The sequence below is a fragment of the Bradyrhizobium sp. USDA 223 genome (assembly GCF_044909005.1).
GTDB lineage: Bacteria > Pseudomonadota > Alphaproteobacteria > Rhizobiales > Xanthobacteraceae > Bradyrhizobium > Bradyrhizobium yuanmingense.
This window is the reverse complement of sequence record NZ_JBIYDR010000001.1, coordinates 125,971-141,345: the sequence shown is the minus strand read 5'-3', so window position 1 is coordinate 141,345 and position 15,375 is coordinate 125,971. Positions and strand designations below refer to the sequence as shown.

18 protein-coding genes are annotated in these 15,375 nt (G+C 58.1%); 4 read left to right on the top strand and 14 right to left on the bottom strand.

The genetic code is table 11. From position 1 onward, the window contains the following. Positions 1 to 98: 98 nt before the first annotated feature. The 7 genes from ABIA40_RS00670 to nifH all read right to left on the bottom strand — a co-directional run bounded on the left by ABIA40_RS00670 (position 99) and on the right by nifH (position 7,947). Positions 99 to 395, bottom strand: a complete 297-nt coding sequence (locus ABIA40_RS00670) for a ferredoxin family protein (RefSeq protein ID WP_036014950.1) — start codon at positions 393 to 395, stop codon at positions 99 to 101. A 38-nt stretch (positions 396 to 433) separates the two neighbouring features. Then, a complete protein-coding gene (locus ABIA40_RS00665; protein ID WP_036014868.1) occupies positions 434 to 1,741 on the bottom strand; it encodes an FAD-dependent oxidoreductase in 1,308 nt (435 codons plus the stop codon). 11 nt (positions 1,742 to 1,752) lie between these two features. Then, complete coding sequence (locus ABIA40_RS00660) at positions 1,753 to 2,862, bottom strand: electron transfer flavoprotein subunit alpha/FixB family protein (RefSeq protein WP_036014870.1); 1,110 nt, start codon at positions 2,860 to 2,862, stop codon at positions 1,753 to 1,755. A 983-nt stretch (positions 2,863 to 3,845) separates the two neighbouring features. Then, positions 3,846 to 4,187, bottom strand: coding sequence for a nitrogenase stabilizing/protective protein NifW (gene nifW, locus ABIA40_RS00655; protein ID WP_036014872.1), 342 nt, complete (start codon positions 4,185 to 4,187; stop codon positions 3,846 to 3,848). A 475-nt stretch (positions 4,188 to 4,662) separates the two neighbouring features. Continuing rightward, positions 4,663 to 5,853: a homocitrate synthase gene (nifV, locus tag ABIA40_RS00650; protein WP_370157567.1), complete on the bottom strand. Its 1,191-nt coding sequence runs from the start codon at positions 5,851 to 5,853 to the stop codon at positions 4,663 to 4,665. A 294-nt stretch (positions 5,854 to 6,147) separates the two neighbouring features. Next, positions 6,148 to 6,939, bottom strand: coding sequence for a nitrogen fixation protein NifQ (locus ABIA40_RS00645; protein WP_036014874.1), 792 nt, complete (start codon positions 6,937 to 6,939; stop codon positions 6,148 to 6,150). Between the two features lie 123 nt (positions 6,940 to 7,062). Then, entirely contained in the window at positions 7,063 to 7,947 is an 885-nt protein-coding gene (nifH, locus tag ABIA40_RS00640) for a nitrogenase iron protein (RefSeq protein ID WP_036014954.1), read from the bottom strand. A 410-nt stretch (positions 7,948 to 8,357) separates the two neighbouring features. Here nifH and ABIA40_RS00635 point away from each other — a divergent pair, with 410 nt between their 5' ends. The 4 genes from ABIA40_RS00635 (at position 8,358) to ABIA40_RS00620 (ending at position 10,144) form a co-directional block, all read left to right on the top strand. Continuing rightward, entirely contained in the window at positions 8,358 to 8,516 is a 159-nt protein-coding gene (locus ABIA40_RS00635; RefSeq protein ID WP_225173776.1) for a hypothetical protein, read from the top strand. A 7-nt stretch (positions 8,517 to 8,523) separates the two neighbouring features. Then, complete coding sequence (locus ABIA40_RS00630; RefSeq protein ID WP_338129091.1) at positions 8,524 to 8,691, top strand: hypothetical protein; 168 nt, start codon at positions 8,524 to 8,526, stop codon at positions 8,689 to 8,691. A 21-nt stretch (positions 8,692 to 8,712) separates the two neighbouring features. Continuing rightward, positions 8,713 to 8,937, top strand: a complete 225-nt coding sequence (locus ABIA40_RS00625) for a hypothetical protein (protein WP_404546116.1) — start codon at positions 8,713 to 8,715, stop codon at positions 8,935 to 8,937. 454 nt (positions 8,938 to 9,391) lie between these two features. Further along, positions 9,392 to 10,144: an OmpW family protein gene (locus tag ABIA40_RS00620; protein ID WP_081493866.1), complete on the top strand. Its 753-nt coding sequence runs from the start codon at positions 9,392 to 9,394 to the stop codon at positions 10,142 to 10,144. Positions 10,145 to 10,591: 447 nt separating this feature from the next. Here the strand turns inward: ABIA40_RS00620 and ABIA40_RS00615 are convergent, their stop codons facing one another. The 7 genes from ABIA40_RS00615 to nifB form a co-directional block, all read right to left on the bottom strand. Continuing rightward, positions 10,592 to 10,939: a ferredoxin gene (locus ABIA40_RS00615; protein WP_225124648.1), complete on the bottom strand. Its 348-nt coding sequence runs from the start codon at positions 10,937 to 10,939 to the stop codon at positions 10,592 to 10,594. 1,080 nt (positions 10,940 to 12,019) lie between these two features. Beyond that, on the bottom strand, positions 12,020 to 12,208 hold the full coding sequence (locus tag ABIA40_RS00610) for a hypothetical protein (RefSeq protein WP_225124649.1): 189 nt from the start codon (positions 12,206 to 12,208) through the stop codon (positions 12,020 to 12,022). Positions 12,209 to 12,283: 75 nt separating this feature from the next. After that, entirely contained in the window at positions 12,284 to 12,643 is a 360-nt protein-coding gene (locus ABIA40_RS00605; protein ID WP_050991954.1) for a DUF3024 domain-containing protein, read from the bottom strand. 14 nt (positions 12,644 to 12,657) lie between these two features. Beyond that, positions 12,658 to 12,897 carry a nitrogen fixation protein NifZ gene (locus ABIA40_RS00600; RefSeq protein ID WP_036014885.1) on the bottom strand — a complete coding sequence of 80 codons (240 nt, stop codon included), beginning with the start codon at positions 12,895 to 12,897 and terminating at the stop codon, positions 12,658 to 12,660. Beyond that, complete coding sequence (locus ABIA40_RS00595) at positions 12,894 to 13,208, bottom strand: nitrogen fixation protein NifZ (RefSeq protein WP_036014887.1); 315 nt, start codon at positions 13,206 to 13,208, stop codon at positions 12,894 to 12,896. The genes ABIA40_RS00600 and ABIA40_RS00595 overlap by 4 nt, the downstream gene beginning before the upstream one ends. A gap of 341 nt (positions 13,209 to 13,549) precedes the next feature. Beyond that, complete coding sequence (locus ABIA40_RS00590) at positions 13,550 to 13,774, bottom strand: 4Fe-4S binding protein (RefSeq protein ID WP_225124650.1); 225 nt, start codon at positions 13,772 to 13,774, stop codon at positions 13,550 to 13,552. A 10-nt stretch (positions 13,775 to 13,784) separates the two neighbouring features. Then, positions 13,785 to 15,344, bottom strand: a complete 1,560-nt coding sequence (gene nifB, locus ABIA40_RS00585) for a nitrogenase cofactor biosynthesis protein NifB (RefSeq protein WP_370157566.1) — start codon at positions 15,342 to 15,344, stop codon at positions 13,785 to 13,787. Positions 15,345 to 15,375: the final 31 nt, after the last annotated feature.

Sequence of the window (15,375 nt, the reverse complement as noted above, 5' to 3'; positions counted from 1 at the left end):
GTCGAATTCCCGCCGTCCCGCAGATGACACGCAATGCGCCACGGATAGGATGAGTTCCCACGCCTCGCCTCGGTCGCCCGACGGCCTTTCGTTCACCATCACCCAAACTTGAACAGCACACCATACCCGCCGCGCGGATGGCTCCATTGGATGTCGCCGGTCGGCTCAGCGATAACGCGACAGGTACCGCACTCGATGCAGCCGTCAACCGCTACCTCGACCTGGCCGCCGTCGTTGAGCTCATAGCACCGCGCGGGGCAGACTTTCAAAAGTGAAAGTAGCTGCGGCGATGGCGTTGTGTGCGCACGGACCTTGACGTGAGGGTTTCCGACGTCGACAAGATAGCGGTTGTAATACAGCTTGTCTTCGACGCGCACCGCGGGTTCGGAACTCATGCTTTGGCCTTCCATTGTTGGACTTCACACCGTTGCGGTCAGCGCCAGGCCCGCGCAAGACGACAAGCATCGCCGAACAGACCTGACCATGACCGCGCCTTGACAAAAGATTTCAGGCTAGCTTTCTCCTTTTCAGCCTTGGGCGTACCATCGACGCGCACAAAGTTCTGCATCGCCTTGGAGATGAGCTGCGGATAGGTGAGAAAGAAGTTCTGGGAGTGAGTATGCATTAGGGGCGGCAAATCCTTGTACTTCTTCAGATCTTTGATGACGAACGAATCGTCCAGCATCTTCTTGTAAATTGACAGATTTGTTGCACTCATCGGTTCGCCGCGTGATTTAACCAGACCTATCGCTTCCGCGGCGATACGGCCGGAGGTCATCGCGAGATTGGAGCCCTCACGATGAATGGCATTGTTGAGTTGGGCCGCATCGCCCACTACGACCCAGCCTTCCCCAAAAAGCTGCGGGATCGACTTGTAACCGCCTTCGGGAATGAGATGCGCCGAATATTCCTTGACTTCGGACCCTGCTAACAGGGGCGCCACAGAGGGATGCCTCTTGAATTGATCGAGCAGTCCGTACGGCGTTTGGCCCGTGCGCTGGAAGTCGGCGACAAGACAACCGATGCCAAGCGAAATGCACTCTTTATTGGCGTAGATGAAACCCATCCCGGTCATGCCACGAGAAATGGTGCCGGCCGCTTCGATCACGACGCCTTCATCGCCCCTGAGATTGAAGCGCGCCTCGATAGTCTCGCGAGGCAGGAAATGCATTTCCTTAACCGCGAGCGCAACGTTGTCGGCTGTCGGGCGCGCGCGTAGGCCTGCACGTGTGCCGAGCAGGCCATTGACCCCTTCGGCCAGGACGACGACGTCGGCATGTATTTCGCCGTCTCTGCGATCTGTACGAACACCGACGATCCTTTCACGATCGTCCCGTACGAGCTCGGTGACGGTGGTCTCGCACAGCACGATCGCACCAGCTTCACGCACCTTGGAAGAAAACCATTTGTCAAACTGAGCGCGTATGATCGTATAGCGGTTCGGCCGCTCCTCGTTGAAGTCCTCCGAACGGTAGTGCATGCCGACATGGGAGCGGTCGTCCATCATCCAGAACCGCTGTTCGATCAGGTGGCGTTCGAGCGGCGCCTCCTCTCGAAACTCGGGGATCAGCTTTTCCATCATATCGGCATATAGGATGGCGCCCTGCACATTCTTCGATCCGGGATATTCGCCCCGCTCGAGCTGCAGCACCTTCATGCCGCGTTTGGCCATCGTCAATGCCGCCGCGTTTCCGGCCATACCGGCTCCGACCACGATCGCATCGAATTTCTCTTCAATCATCCTCATCTCCTCTAGACCGCGATCCGGGCGCGCGATTCTGGCAAAAGCCGCGCGCGGAATGCTGCCGTCAGCGTCGGTAGCAATTGAGTGGCATCACTGACGATCGCGAGATGGGCGAAGTCGAAGATCGGAGCGTTCTTGTCAGTATTGACGGCGACGATCAGATCCGCGCCCTCGACGCCAACCCGGTGCTGGATCGCACCGGAAATCCCCGCGGCAATATAGAGCTTCGGCCGGATGGTTTTGCCTGTCTGGCCGATCTGCCGGTCAGACGTAACCCACCCTTTTTGCACGAGAGGACGCGAGCAGCCATATTCAGCCCCAAGCAGGGATGCGAGCTCGCGCACCAACCGAAAGTTCTCAGGCGATCCTAGTCCTAGGCCGCCCGCAACCACGACATCGGCATAGGCCAGATTGGACGTTTGTGCATCGCGGTCGGGCAGAAATGACAATACTTTTGTGACGATATCGTCTTCGAAAAGGCCGAGCGGATGAACGACGATACGAGCGGCATCGCGGTCGACACGCTCAGGCATCGGCATGACCCGCGGGCGGACGGTGGCCATCTGCGGACGATAATTTAGCGTGTAGATCGTGCAGAGCAGCGAGCCGCCAAAGGTCGGACGCGTCGCCGCAAGCGAACCATCGGCGTCCACGTCCAGCGCGGTGCAGTCGGCAGTGAGCCCCGTCGATAGGGTCGTCGCCACAGAACCTGCGAGATCGCGACCGAGCGTCGTCGCACCCAACAGCAGGATCTCGGGCTTGTAGGTGTTGACGAGTTCGGTTAGGGCCTTGGTATAGGATTCGTTACGGTAATCCGACAAAACATTGTCGCTCACGAGATAGGCCAGATCGGCGCCATAGCAAAAGGCTTCAAGCGCGGCGTTACGTGTGTGCTGCCCCTCCGGACCGATAACCACAGCGGCAAGATTCACTTTTAGCCTGTCGGCAAGGCCGCGCCCTGCACCCATAAGCTCCCAGGAAACGGGATGCACCTGACCACGCTCAAGCTCGACGAAGACCCAGACGTGCTTGTACGACTTAAAGCGCTCCGGCAGCTCTTTTTTGGCTGCTGCGCGGCCGGCAGCCGCTGGCATGGCCGTTCTGCTGACGTTGCTCATAGTTTCAAATTCCTCCTCAACGATAGGGGCGCCGGCGCCACGGGTTGCTTTTTCGCTTCGTCAACTGAAGATCACTTTCGGTTAGCAAGTGGCTGGCTGCTCTGCCCCGCCTGCGTGTTCGGACCGGCCACACAACAACACAGGTCGTGGCAATAGACGCACCCGTCCGACCGGATTTGCAGAGGTCTTCCAAACTCGACCGTTACCCGTCGGGTTCGACGAGCGCCACCGCGGCTCGCCAGGGCGCTGTGGGGATTCTAACCGATCGCTTCGGTGCCTGAGTGGGCGAGTTCGTACGCTGCGCAGTACCTGCGACCCAGCTCGGCCCAACGACTCCACATTGGCGGTGCAAACGAGGGCGATCCTGGCAACACTTCTATCACGCAATCCATCCCGACCGTCAAACGAAAGCACTCCGTATGGGCCGAACCTGGCGCTCTTCGTGGCACCGTTCCCATCCGCCATGAGATGGGCACAAATCTGAGCGGGATCGGGGACCGATTTGATGCAGATGATGTTGTGCATACGGGGTGCAGGAGTAACGCGAAGCGAAGACTTATCCATTGACCAGCATCTCACCGACGTTACGGAGCTTTGATCGCGTCAAAACCGGTTTCGAGGGGAGCTAACGCGATTATGGGCCTCGAAATGGTAGCGCAGGTCTCAGCAGGTAGTAAAAACAGCATCATAGGTCCTCCTTCAAACTCATCGCGGTCGACTGCTATCTGTCGGCACCGCTGACAGGACAACAGCAAGTGTCGTACCAGTTGCAAAGACCATTGAAAGCCAGTCGGAAGTAATGGCCTGCGACACAATTCAAACAACCGCTGATACCGTCGACACGACCAGTCCAGACATGGGTCGGGAATACGACAGCCGCCGCTCCGGTGATGGCTGCAGATACTTGAGCACAAAGAGAAGGCCCCAATATCGGATTGCCTCGGCGCCGGCCGGTCGTAATTCGCTTACAGTGAAACGCTAGATCACTTCAACTCGCTCAACGGGACAAAGGCTGCGGCCTTCTTACGGTCCGCGACGGCATCCTTCAAAACCTTGAACACTCGCTGATCGATCGGTGACGATGCCACGAAATCTGCATAGGCTTGCTCCAGCATCGCCTTGCACCTCGCTCTGATTTCCGGCTCTTCGGCGCCAGTAAATTGCTCTTCGGCAAAATATTGTCCCATGCGCTTTAAGATGTGAAGGCGCGCGACATTTACGATTTTGGGGTCGTAATCGACGCCAAGCAGCGAGAAAAAATCCTCTGCCGACGAGGCCTTGCTGAGCCGATCCAGGATACCGGCTGGCGTGGATGAGCTGATCATCGAAAATTCTCCTTCGGATTAGCTCTGGACGGTCAATGAGATGGGGGGCGCGTGTTGACTGCTGCCGTCCTGCCTCGCACAGCTGGTGCGCATCGCCACAGCCTGACTCCGGAAAGCGGTGCTCCCAACTTCGCTGCCCAGATCGGCAGGTCCGCCGGTGACGAAGCCAGTTCCGATGAAGATCCGGGATCAATGGCCAAATCACGATCTAGCTTGGCGCTCGTCAGGACGGTCGTCGGGCCGGAAATCAGCCGGGCGAGAAGATGCCGATTGGCAGTCCGGGGACAGCTCGTCATTGGGTAGGAGATCACAGCATGTATGGCGGAACGGGAAGTAAGATCTGGAGGTGAGATCGCGCCAGGGGATCTGACGTGCGAGAGCTGGACGCCGCTCGTGCCATCAGCGACATCGCACACTGTCCTTGCGGCGCGTCGGTTTGCCAAGGGTCGACGCAAACGTTGCTGGACACGGCTTTTCACGCGGGGTGGGGTGCCAAGCATCCGCACACGTCGCGCCAGATCGCCGCCACGGTTTCGCGCTCGACCGGCAGCTTGTGCTCGATGGCATATTTGCGGACTTGCGACAGGATCTGCCTGGCTTGATCGTCGCTGGCGACGAGCTGCAGTTCATCGAGTATCGCGGTGATCGCCGCAAGTCCGGAATGCTTGCCGAACACAAAGCGGTTGCAGCGGCCAAGCAAAACGGGATCAAGCGATTGATAGGTGCGTTGATCCTTCAAAAGGCCAGCGACATGAATGCCGGATTCGTGCGTAAATACATGCTGTCCGACGATCGCCTTGTTCATAGGAATCGCACGTGCGGCCGCGGCTGCTACCACCGTGGCGACGTTCTCGAGCTCCGGGAGTATGATGCCAGTCTCGCGCCCGTAGAGCTGCTTGAGTGCGACCGCGATTTCCTCGAGCGGTGCATTTCCGGCCCGCTCGCCCAGCCCGATGACGGTCACTGAGGCGTGGCTCGCGCCAGCCCTGATGGCGGAGAGCGTGTTCGCGGTTGCGAGTCCTAGATCATCGTGACCGTGAAATTCGAGTTCGAGATCGGTAGTCGCACGCAAATTTCCGACCAGCGCGTAGGTTGCGTCGGGATCGAGCACACTGAGCGTATCTGCAATACGAAAGCGACGCGCGCCCGCGGCTTTTGCAGTCGCCATCAGTCTAATGAGAAAGTCAATGTCGGCGCGGGAGGAGTCCTCACCACCGACGGCGACCTCAAGTCCGCGCTCACGGGCATAGCCTACCACTCGCTTCACCCGTTCTAGCGCCAGGTCGCGATGACCACCTAGCTTGGCCGCGATCTGGACATCGGAGGTCGGGACGGACATATTGATCATGGACACCTTTGCTTCGATCGCCGCGTCGACATCAGATTCCCGCATCCGGCACCAGCCTATGGTGGTCAGCGGAAGATCTGCTTCGACAATGGCGCGGATGGCGGCGATCTCCTCGTTGCCCATCGCCGGCGTTCCCGCCTCGATCTCCGTGACTCCGGCCCGGGCTAGCGCCTGCGCGATCGCCAGCTTTTCGTCTGTGGTAAACGCAACGCCAGGTGCCTGCTCGCCGTCGCGCAATGTCGTGTCGTTGAGCACGGTGGGCTTGGCGCGCACCTGGTCGTACCGAGACGATTTGGCGGCGGTGCTGGCGGCGATCACGCGAGAGCTCCTCATTGTTTGACCTACCTACGCTTCAGCAACCAGCATGCCAGCCTGCCGTCCCGGCCAATCCATTGACGACTCTACCGCTTCCGTCCTCGACCTTCTTGAGCAAATGAATTGTCGCAAATGCGACAGGTCATCAAGCGGACGCCTTGCCTGTTGCTACGCCGAGTTCGAACGTTAGCAATTGCGGCTCGCCAGGATGTGAGAATTGTCGCGGAGCACTTGGGGGCCGCCGCGGCCTTGAACACATGGTCACTCGCTCGCATGGAAACGGCGTAAGCCGCGCCCTCAACGTCCCGCGCGGCTTACCAAACCCGGCGAGGCTTTCTCGGATGACTGGGCGATAGCGGACCTTTGTTGCAGTTCAGGCGGCCAGTCGCCGGCAACCACCGGCCGAGCCGCCTGCAACAGAAAATCGCGCCGGCGCTCGGCCATCCGGCTCTCTCCGCTTTCTTCACCGAAGCAGATGTTGAAGTCGTGACATTGATTGCACACGGGTGTTGTGCACATCACGAGGCCTTCATTCTCACAAAGCATGCGGTAGAAGAAGCGCTTCCAGCGCATATTGTTGAAATTGCGCGCGGCGAGCGGCGCGAAATGACGGCTCAGCAACCGAGAGAGTTCGCCACGATTGCGCAAGCCGAGAGCTTCCCACAGATGGTCCGGCTCTATCGCGCGGCGCGCGATCATCGCAGCCAGCCAGCGGCCGATATCCCCTTCCGTCGATCGTTGCTTGAGCAAGAGATCGCGCAGCATTGCGATCTCGTCGTCCTCTTCGCACTTGCAAGCCGAAAGCTGCTTCGCGAGCTTGATCTCAAGCGTGGGAAAGTACTGCTCCAGCAAGGCCACCAGTTCAAGGCCGGACAGGCCAGCCTTCTCGGGAAGGGAGCCACCATCCATTGTGGCAGCCGCCAGGATAGACGCCAGGACATGGCGATCGAGATTGCTGTCAATGGTAATGTCGGCATCTGCAGGCGGCACACCGGTGAGCATGCGGTAGGTTGCAATTCCCCTGTGCATCTGGGTGTTGACATCAACGGCACAAGCAGCCAGCAACGGAAGGAAGTGCGCTTCGGACAAATTTTGCGGGTCTCCACAATGGTCAGGTTTGCGTGCCGCATCCTGGTTTTGATCAGGGTCGCTCGTCAGAATGCCGGCCTCCCGGGATGGGCGGTGAGGGAGACCGGCATCCGTCGCGCGCCTTTACGAGGCCGCGAGTTCGGCGGCGGTCTTGCCGATGATGGATTCGTCCACGGGCTTCATAATGCCATGCTCCATCAGCATGTCCTCGAGCTCGTCCATGGAGATCGGGGTGGGGATGATGCCTTTGCCGCCATTATTGTGAACCTTGGTTGCAAGATTGCGATAGTGATCAGCCTGCTTGGAATCGGGTGCATATTCGAGAACCGTCATCCTGCGCAGTTCTGCATGCTGCACCACGTTGTCGCGGGGCACGAAGTAGATCAGCTGAGTACCCAGCTTCTTTGCCAACGCTTCCGCCAGTTCCAGCTCCTTGTCGGTCTGCCGCTCGTTGCAGATCAGACCGCCCAGCCGCACGCCGCCAGAGTTCGCGTATTTCAGGATGCCCTTGGAAATGTTGTTCGCGGCATACATCGCCATCATCTCACCGGACATCACGATATAGATTTCCTGCGCCTTGTTCTCGCGGATTGGCATCGCAAAGCCGCCGCAAACAACGTCGCCAAGCACGTCGTACGAAACATAGTCGATGTTCTCGTAGGCGCCGTTCTCTTCCAGAAAATTGATCGAGGTGATGACACCGCGGCCGGCACAGCCGACACCTGGCTCAGGACCACCGGACTCCACGCAACGAATCTCCCTGTAGCCGACCTTCATTACGTCCTCGAGTTCTAGGTCCTCCACGCTGCCGGCGCTCGCGGCAAGGCTCAAAATCGTGTCTTGCGCCTTGGCGTGCAGAATCAGGCGAGTCGAGTCCGCCTTCGGATCGCACCCTACAATCAGGATTTTCTGACCCATCTCGGCTAGCGCCGCCAGCGTGTTCTGCGAAGTGGTGGATTTGCCGATGCCGCCTTTGCCGTAGAACGCGATTTGTCTTAGTGAAGACATGTTGCTCTCCATCAACCGATTTGCCAAAAACGTTGCGCACTTCTTGTGCGAGCTTGGTTCTCTCACAGAAGCGGGGCACACGGGTTCAAGGGAAGGAGCGCATCGCTCGCCGTGGGCGTCGGCCTGCACTCAGCCCTCACTCAGTGTTGCTGCAGCTCATTAGCAACAGCCGTGCCAGCGCTTGAATCCACACATTAAGCTTCTGATTACGCTTACAAAAGCCAACCAGCCGGCGCGTGATCATTGGTTGTCTTGGATGTGACGCGATCTGCGCGGCTGTCGGAAAACAAACAAACAAGCACAAACATCAACGCCAAAAGCCGGAATCACGGGATCTATTCCGATCTCTCCAGTTGTGGAACGGAACTTGCTGTTCCTCTCACAACCCGAGCGATTTCGGGAGAGTGAATATGCCGGACGGGCTCGAAACATGGCGGACCAGCGGCGAGTGTTGCAAATGCGGTACGGCGCTCGATGCGCAGATATCGGAGTTGACGGGCAAGAACTTCGAATGGGCTCGCGACAGCGGCAGCGGCTTGCCACAGATTCAGCTCAGCATCCCTACATAGGTATGCCGTGGCGACAATCATCGTTTATCAGAAGCCCGGCTGCGCCAGTAACGCGCGTCAGATTAAAGCGCTCAAGTCCGCCGGCCATGACGTGGTCGTGCAAGACATCTTGAAGCAGCCATGGCACGCGGACGAATTGGGCAGCTTCTTCCGCAATATGCCCGTTAACTCCTAGTTCAACCGAGCCGCGCCTCGTATCAAGTCAGGCGAAGTCAATCCCGATTCTATCGACGCGGCAAGCGCACTCGCATTGATGGTAGGGGATCCGCTCCTGATACGACGACCGCTGATCGACGTAGACGGGGCACGAAGTGCCGGACTCGATCGTGCGCCAGTGCTGTCGCTGCTTGGCGGCAAGACGCAAGATGATCTCGAGGTCTGCTTGCACGAAGCACACCGCACGCGTTGCCCGCAGACGTGAAGACGCCGAGTGCCAGCCATCAGGCGAGGCAAAGAATGACGTTTCCACTTCCGGCTTGCTTTACGCCAAGTAACCGCGGAGCGCTTCCCTGAAAGGGCCCGCGCGAGCGGTTGCTCGTAGATTGGCGTCGCCGATATTCCACTGGAATGCCGCGCTTGCCGCTTTGCAACATGTGAGAGACGTAGCCGCATTTGCTACCTTTATCACGCGCGACCTCGGCGGCCCGCGTTAAATCGGAGCGCCACCCCGAGAGGCAGATTCTTCAAAGGATTCGTTTAGACTGACTACTGGATTGAATAACGATCAAAGCAGAACACGTTTCGCAGCCGTGATCCTAATGCAACTTAGCGGGACAATTGTGCTAACGGTCGCTTCGATTTTGATTGGTATCAAATACTACTCCGTTCCTCATGTGTGACAGAGATCTCGCGCGGCTGCTCGCGCGAGTTTTGGAATGGAGACTTCGATGAGAGTACTAACAGTTCTGGCGAGGGCATCGGTCCTCGCGCTTGCGAGCTCGTTGGCCAGCAATTCGGTACGAGGTGCGGATCTGGGCCCGGCGCCGGTCTACTATGTCTACTATAAAGCGCCTCCAATAGAGCCCGACAGCCCCTGGATGATCCGCCTGCGCGTGCTCGGCGTTTTGCCGGATACCGCAGGTAGCTCGGTCAACGTTGCCGGGACGCCATCGCTGTCTTCACCAAGTTCAGGGCTTTCGCTCAGCGATCGAGCCATACCAGAGCTCGATATCACCTACTTCTTCACAAGGAACGTAGCCGCTGAACTCATTCTCGGAGCGACTCGCCATCACATCAGCGGCAATGGCGTCCTCACTGGGCTCGATATCGGCACCGCCTGGCTGTTGCCGCCAACATTAACCCTGCAATATCACTTCACCGATTTCGGCCAGTTCAAGCCCTATATCGGCGCTGGCATCAACTACACTGCATTCTTCAACCAATCGGCAGCCAATGCGTCGCTTGGCGGCCTTGCCGTCACGGATCTACACATCAGAAACCAATTCGGCGCGGCGGTCCAATTCGGCTTCGATTACATGCTTGACCGTCACTGGGGCCTCAATTTTGACGTGAAGAAGCTGTGGCTGCGGCCGGAGTACTCCGCGACCGTAAACAATGCGATTGCTGTCACCGGGCGCGCCAATATCGATCCATGGCTCGTCAGCGGGGGCGTCGCTTACAGGTTCTGATGCCAGAACAGGGTCATAAAGGAGACTCCGTTTGATCAACTCGGACGCTGCGAGCGCATCAAGCGCATCTCCTGCCCTCGCCGTCTGCAGTGGGGAGCCGGCTGACGCGTCATCGACGCGTCAGCTGGCCAGAGGCAGAAATTCATTCGTAGCATTGCTATCGCTGTGAGCCACGGATCGCGCGGCACGTAAGTGACGATACACGAACAGATCGGCGCGTTATAATCCTATTACTGCTTCGCCGCGCGTTGCAGAGGAGCCACTTTGCCTATTTGGCCTCACAACAGGCGGTGCGCCACGCCCCATGTCAATGACCTACTGTTAGCGACCCGGAGCTCGAGTTGGAAGGTCAACCTCAGACGATCCGAGCTCCGAGCGGCCGGGCAGCTCATGGACGAGCACGCCGTCCATGCTTGCTGGTCCGGTCAAGTGGTCGCGACGACGCCTCTAACTTCGCTTGAGCACCATCACAAGGCGGTCGACACGTTTGCCCTGCTTGAGGTGGGATTTGACGATCTCGTCAACGTCCTCAAGCGTGGTCACGCGGTACCAGATTCCGCCGGGATAGACGACCAGCAAGGGACCAGAGTTACAAAATCCAAGGCAGCCCGCCATCGTGAAACCAATATCGTTGAGGCCTTGCGCTTCGATCGCCTTGCCCATTCGATCCCACAGGGCTTGCGCGCCTGAGGCGCCGCAACTGCCGTGGGCATGGCCTGGCGGACGCTGCGTGTTGCAGGCAAAGACATGATGCCGATAAACCTGAGGGAACTCCATTTCTTTTTCTGAGTTCATGCGCCTATCCTCTGATAAATGCTGAAGGGATGAGGTGCGAGCACATCATGCCCAACAGTCTCCGACTATTGAACGTCCCATGATTCCCACCCGCGCTTGCGGAACAAGGCGCAATGAGCGGGCGCCATAGTGGTTGTCGTCGCTAAAGATGAGCGATAAATACCTACGCGTCCGAAGCCGCCTCCTGATCAATTCCAACCTCTTCTCCTGTCATCTCGATCTGTTTATCCACTCATCGCGTATTCACGATCCAAATTCTTTAAGGTAAGTTGCACACCAGATGCGCAACGTTCGCTGCTGCAACGATTCTTTGCTTTGGACGGCGCGCCTCGCAACGATTGCCCAAGTAGGGGCAATGTCGTTCGCTTCTCGCTTCTATCAGCGGTCCCCGACAGGCTAAGAGCCATGGCCTCGTTCAGCTCAATGGCATCGGCCGGACCGACCGCAAAACCCTCGGACCTATTCGCTCATCAAATCTCGCCGGTTTCTGTTCGCTCATCTCGGCCTCGCGGTTTCCTGCTTGAAGACATCGACCGCAGTCCGGCTCAGCCGAAAAATCCCGCGGCCCCGAGTGAGCGGCCGATAAGCCGAGCTGGCACGGGTATTGAGGACATCAAACCATTGGTCTGGCGTGAGCTTGGCCGGACGCTCGCTGATTTGTATCACCCTCCCGTTCGGGGCGAAGCGGACGTGGATGACGATTTCTTGCGAGTTCATACGATCCCCATTTTGGTAACACTAGCGATCACGGCCCAAAGTGACCGACGATCTCGATTATAACGTGCTTGGCTTCGGGCACTCGGCGCCGGCCTCAAGCCGAGCCTTGGACGCCGACACTTTTTATGATTGAGCAGGCCTTCTCCGCGGTCGCCTGGAACATTTCTCTTCCCCCTTTCCTGGACGAATACATGTCGCCGGTGGCATCCAGCGCGCTCCTGCATTTTTGTGGATCACGATGCACAAAGCACGTATCCTTGGTCCGCTTGCTCATCTCTCGCGATGATAGTTGTGCGCGCCATCCAGCTGAAACTCTGCTAATTCAGTGCTCGCCGCACACCGCTCCTTTTGGCCAACAGGACGCTAGTCGGTCGCGTTGGGTCGGCCGTAATCTGCACGCAGCGATGTCGGGTCGATCGAGAAGGTCGAGACGAGAAAATTGTCGGAACGGCTGATCCGATAACTCTGACGCATCACAGCCGCCCCAAGAAAGCTGCGGAAAACGGCGCCGCGGCCCAACAAACGGGCCCATGTCGGCGCGATCTGCAGCAAGCGTTCGTTCGATTTCGATCAATTCTTTCGCTGTGAGCGCCATCGTGGCTTCTCTTCGACTAAAAGGCTGGTCCCTTATGGCCAGAACAGACGCTCAGGATCGGCGTTCAATTCGTCGATTGCAGAAGGCAAGCGGAGGTAAAGGCTGTAAAATTCCCAGATTCCTTGGGCATGATTCTTCCGAAAAAGCTTCCAGATTCCGCTCACGGTATCATAAAGAATTAGGGCGACATCGATGAGAGCGCCATCCGTGTCGATGTTGCGCGAGCAACAAGGGCTCTCGACGAGGTAGCCGCCCCTCACCGGCCCCACTTTCGGCGAGACGTAAAGATAGCGCTTGCGCGCGCTCAAGCCGCGCTCAATTCGTTTGCGGTCGAGCTCGTTTGGGTGAGGCAGCAGCTCCGTCTTTGCTTTCCTCATCAGCGCAGCATTCATGGCGAAAGCCTCCTTCAAAGCACTGTTATTTCTTCTTCAAGACAGCCGATGAGCAGCGCCTCACCAAAATCGACAATATAGACCGGCACGTTCGCTTCGGTGTGGATAGCGACTTTGATGATTTCTCCGGTCGCTCCGGCGGCGAGCAAAACTCCCTCGGGCTCCGCGTTCGGAAATGAGCTGTCGTTGGTGAGGTCGACTGCGGCTTTGACTCGCTGGCCGCGTCGATATTTCGGAACGCCTTGCTGAGTCATGTCTCCTCCGGTAATGGCAGATCATCAATCTCCTGACAGGTCTCCACCGGCTCTAGCTCCTTGCGTTTCATGCCAACGCGGTGGCCGCTGTCCAGAAATTCCACACCGTAGATGTAGAATTGCTGCAAGAAAGTGCCGATCGAGACGACGTAACCCACCTCCCCCTTCTTGACTAAGACGTCACCAATTTCCTTGCCGGGATAGGTGCCATCGTTTCGGATGGTGCGATTGGCACGGAGCTTTTGGCCAAAGCTGAAGACGGGTGGGTCGCTGAGCTCGACGATGTCGCTGTCACGAAGAATGCTGTTCATATACCCCTCCTATGCGCCGCTCCTCTGCAGAGGCAGAGAAGCCGCCTAGCTCACGCGGGCAACACTCTGCATCATTTCGTGCTCACGCGCCGTATCGTCAATCACATCGACGATGGGAGGGTTGCCTCGGAAGCCGCTCTCGTACCACGAAGCGCCCTCGGACAGCCGAGATGCCGCCAGGCCGTGCTGCCGACGCAACAGCACGACCGCAGGACAATACAGAGCAGTCGCCGTCCGCAAGGGCGCGAAGGCCGGCGCCTGCGACGTCGCCAGCCCCGAGGGCGACGCTTGGGACGGATTCAGCACCAGGTCTTGGCATGCCGCTCATGAGACCTCACGCATTAGCCCGGCGCTTGATAGCGAGGCAAGGACCTGTCAACCACGCAGGTATTGTCGACCGGACAGGCGGCTACACATTGCGGCTCGTCATAATGGCCAACGCATTCGGTACATTTCGTCGCTTCAATGACAAAGTGCCCCTCCTTCTCCGATATAGCAACGTTCGGACATAAGGGTTCGCAGGCTGAGCAGCCCGTACACTGCGAGGCGATGATTTTGAACGGCACATATTCCCCCTTACGCCGCAGAGATCCGAGCTCCCAGCGGAATCGCAGCGTCGCCGCGCTCCACATGCTGGATCTCCCCGCGCTTCACCTTGTCAAGATAAGATCTGAACCAAGCGATTGCCGACTTCTCAATGAATTCATGGGCGAATTGATCGACCGGCTCGATGCCCGCCTTGATCAAATTGCTTTTCGGGCAGCCGCCAATCTTGGCCACGAACACCGCATGGCAGTCACGGATTCCGCGCACGATGGTGGAAAGTCTATCTTCCTCGCCATAACCGCCCTGGCAGTAAACCTCCACACGGCGTAGGCCAACGAGTTTGGCGCCGGATGTAGAAAGCTCGTACACTTGGAATTCTTTTGCATGCCCAAAGTGCTCGTCGATCAACCCCGAGCCCTTGGTTGCCACCGCCACCAGAAGAGTGATCGCGCTCATCTCTCCGGAAAGCTTCTCAAGCTCCTCTTGGCAGGCCTCGGCTTTGGAGACGCGCTCATTCTCTACCCTTTGCTGATATGCCTTGCGCATCTCTAAGTCATATTGGACGTCCATTTTCATCACCTGATCAGTGGTGAACTCTGGGCTGCGGTCGTCCCCGAGTAGACCAACCGCATCGGCGCGGCACTGGCGACAATGCCGCATCATGTTTATCTGTCCTTCGCAAGCATCTTGCAGCGCTTTCAGTTCTTGCGCCGTTGGGCCGCGCTGACCGCTGAGGCCAAATGCTGTGCCATGCTCGGGTGCGGAGATCAGCGGCATGATATTGTGAAGGAAGGCACCGCGCGATGTGACCGCCTTGTTGACCTCGACCAGGTGGTCATCATTGATGTTGGGGATCATCACCGAGTTTATCTTGCACAGGATACCCCGTTCGCTAAGCATCTCGAGGCCTTTCAGCTGGCGATCAGTGAGTATCTTTGCCGCCTCGATTCCCGTGTATCGCTTGTGGTTGAAGAAGATCCACGGATAAATCTTGGCTCCGATTTCGGGATCAACCATGTTGATGGTGATGGTGACGTGGTCAACCTTGGACCTGACGATGGTATCAACATAGTCCGGCAGTGCGAGTCCGTTGGTGGACAGACACAGCTTGATGTCGGGAGCCGCCTTGGTGACCAGCTCGAATGTTTCGAACGTCTTTGCTGGATTGGCCAGAGCATCGCCCGGTCCAGCGATGCCAAGCACTGTCATCTGCGGAATGGCGGTCGCGACCGCGAGCACTTTTCTCACCGCCTGCTCAGGGGTCAGCTTCTCGCTCACCACGCCCGGACGCGATTCATTGGCGCAGTCGTATTTTCGGTTGCAGTAATTGCACTGGATGTTGCAGGCAGGCGCGACCGCGACATGCATGCGAGCGTAATGATGGTGCGCGTCTTCGCTATAGCAGGGATGGTTTTTGACCTTTTCCCAGATTTCGGTCGGCAGATCGCCTTGGCCGGCCTTCGAGCCGCAGTTCGGCTGCCCGGTCTTCGCCGAAGCGCAGCAGCCCTTCTGATCGGTGGTGGGCTGCATCATCTTGCCGTGATTTACTGCAGCTTTGACATATGTTCCGCGTCCGACGACCGCGTTCATTCGCTTTTTCCCCTGGAGACATCGTCGCCCT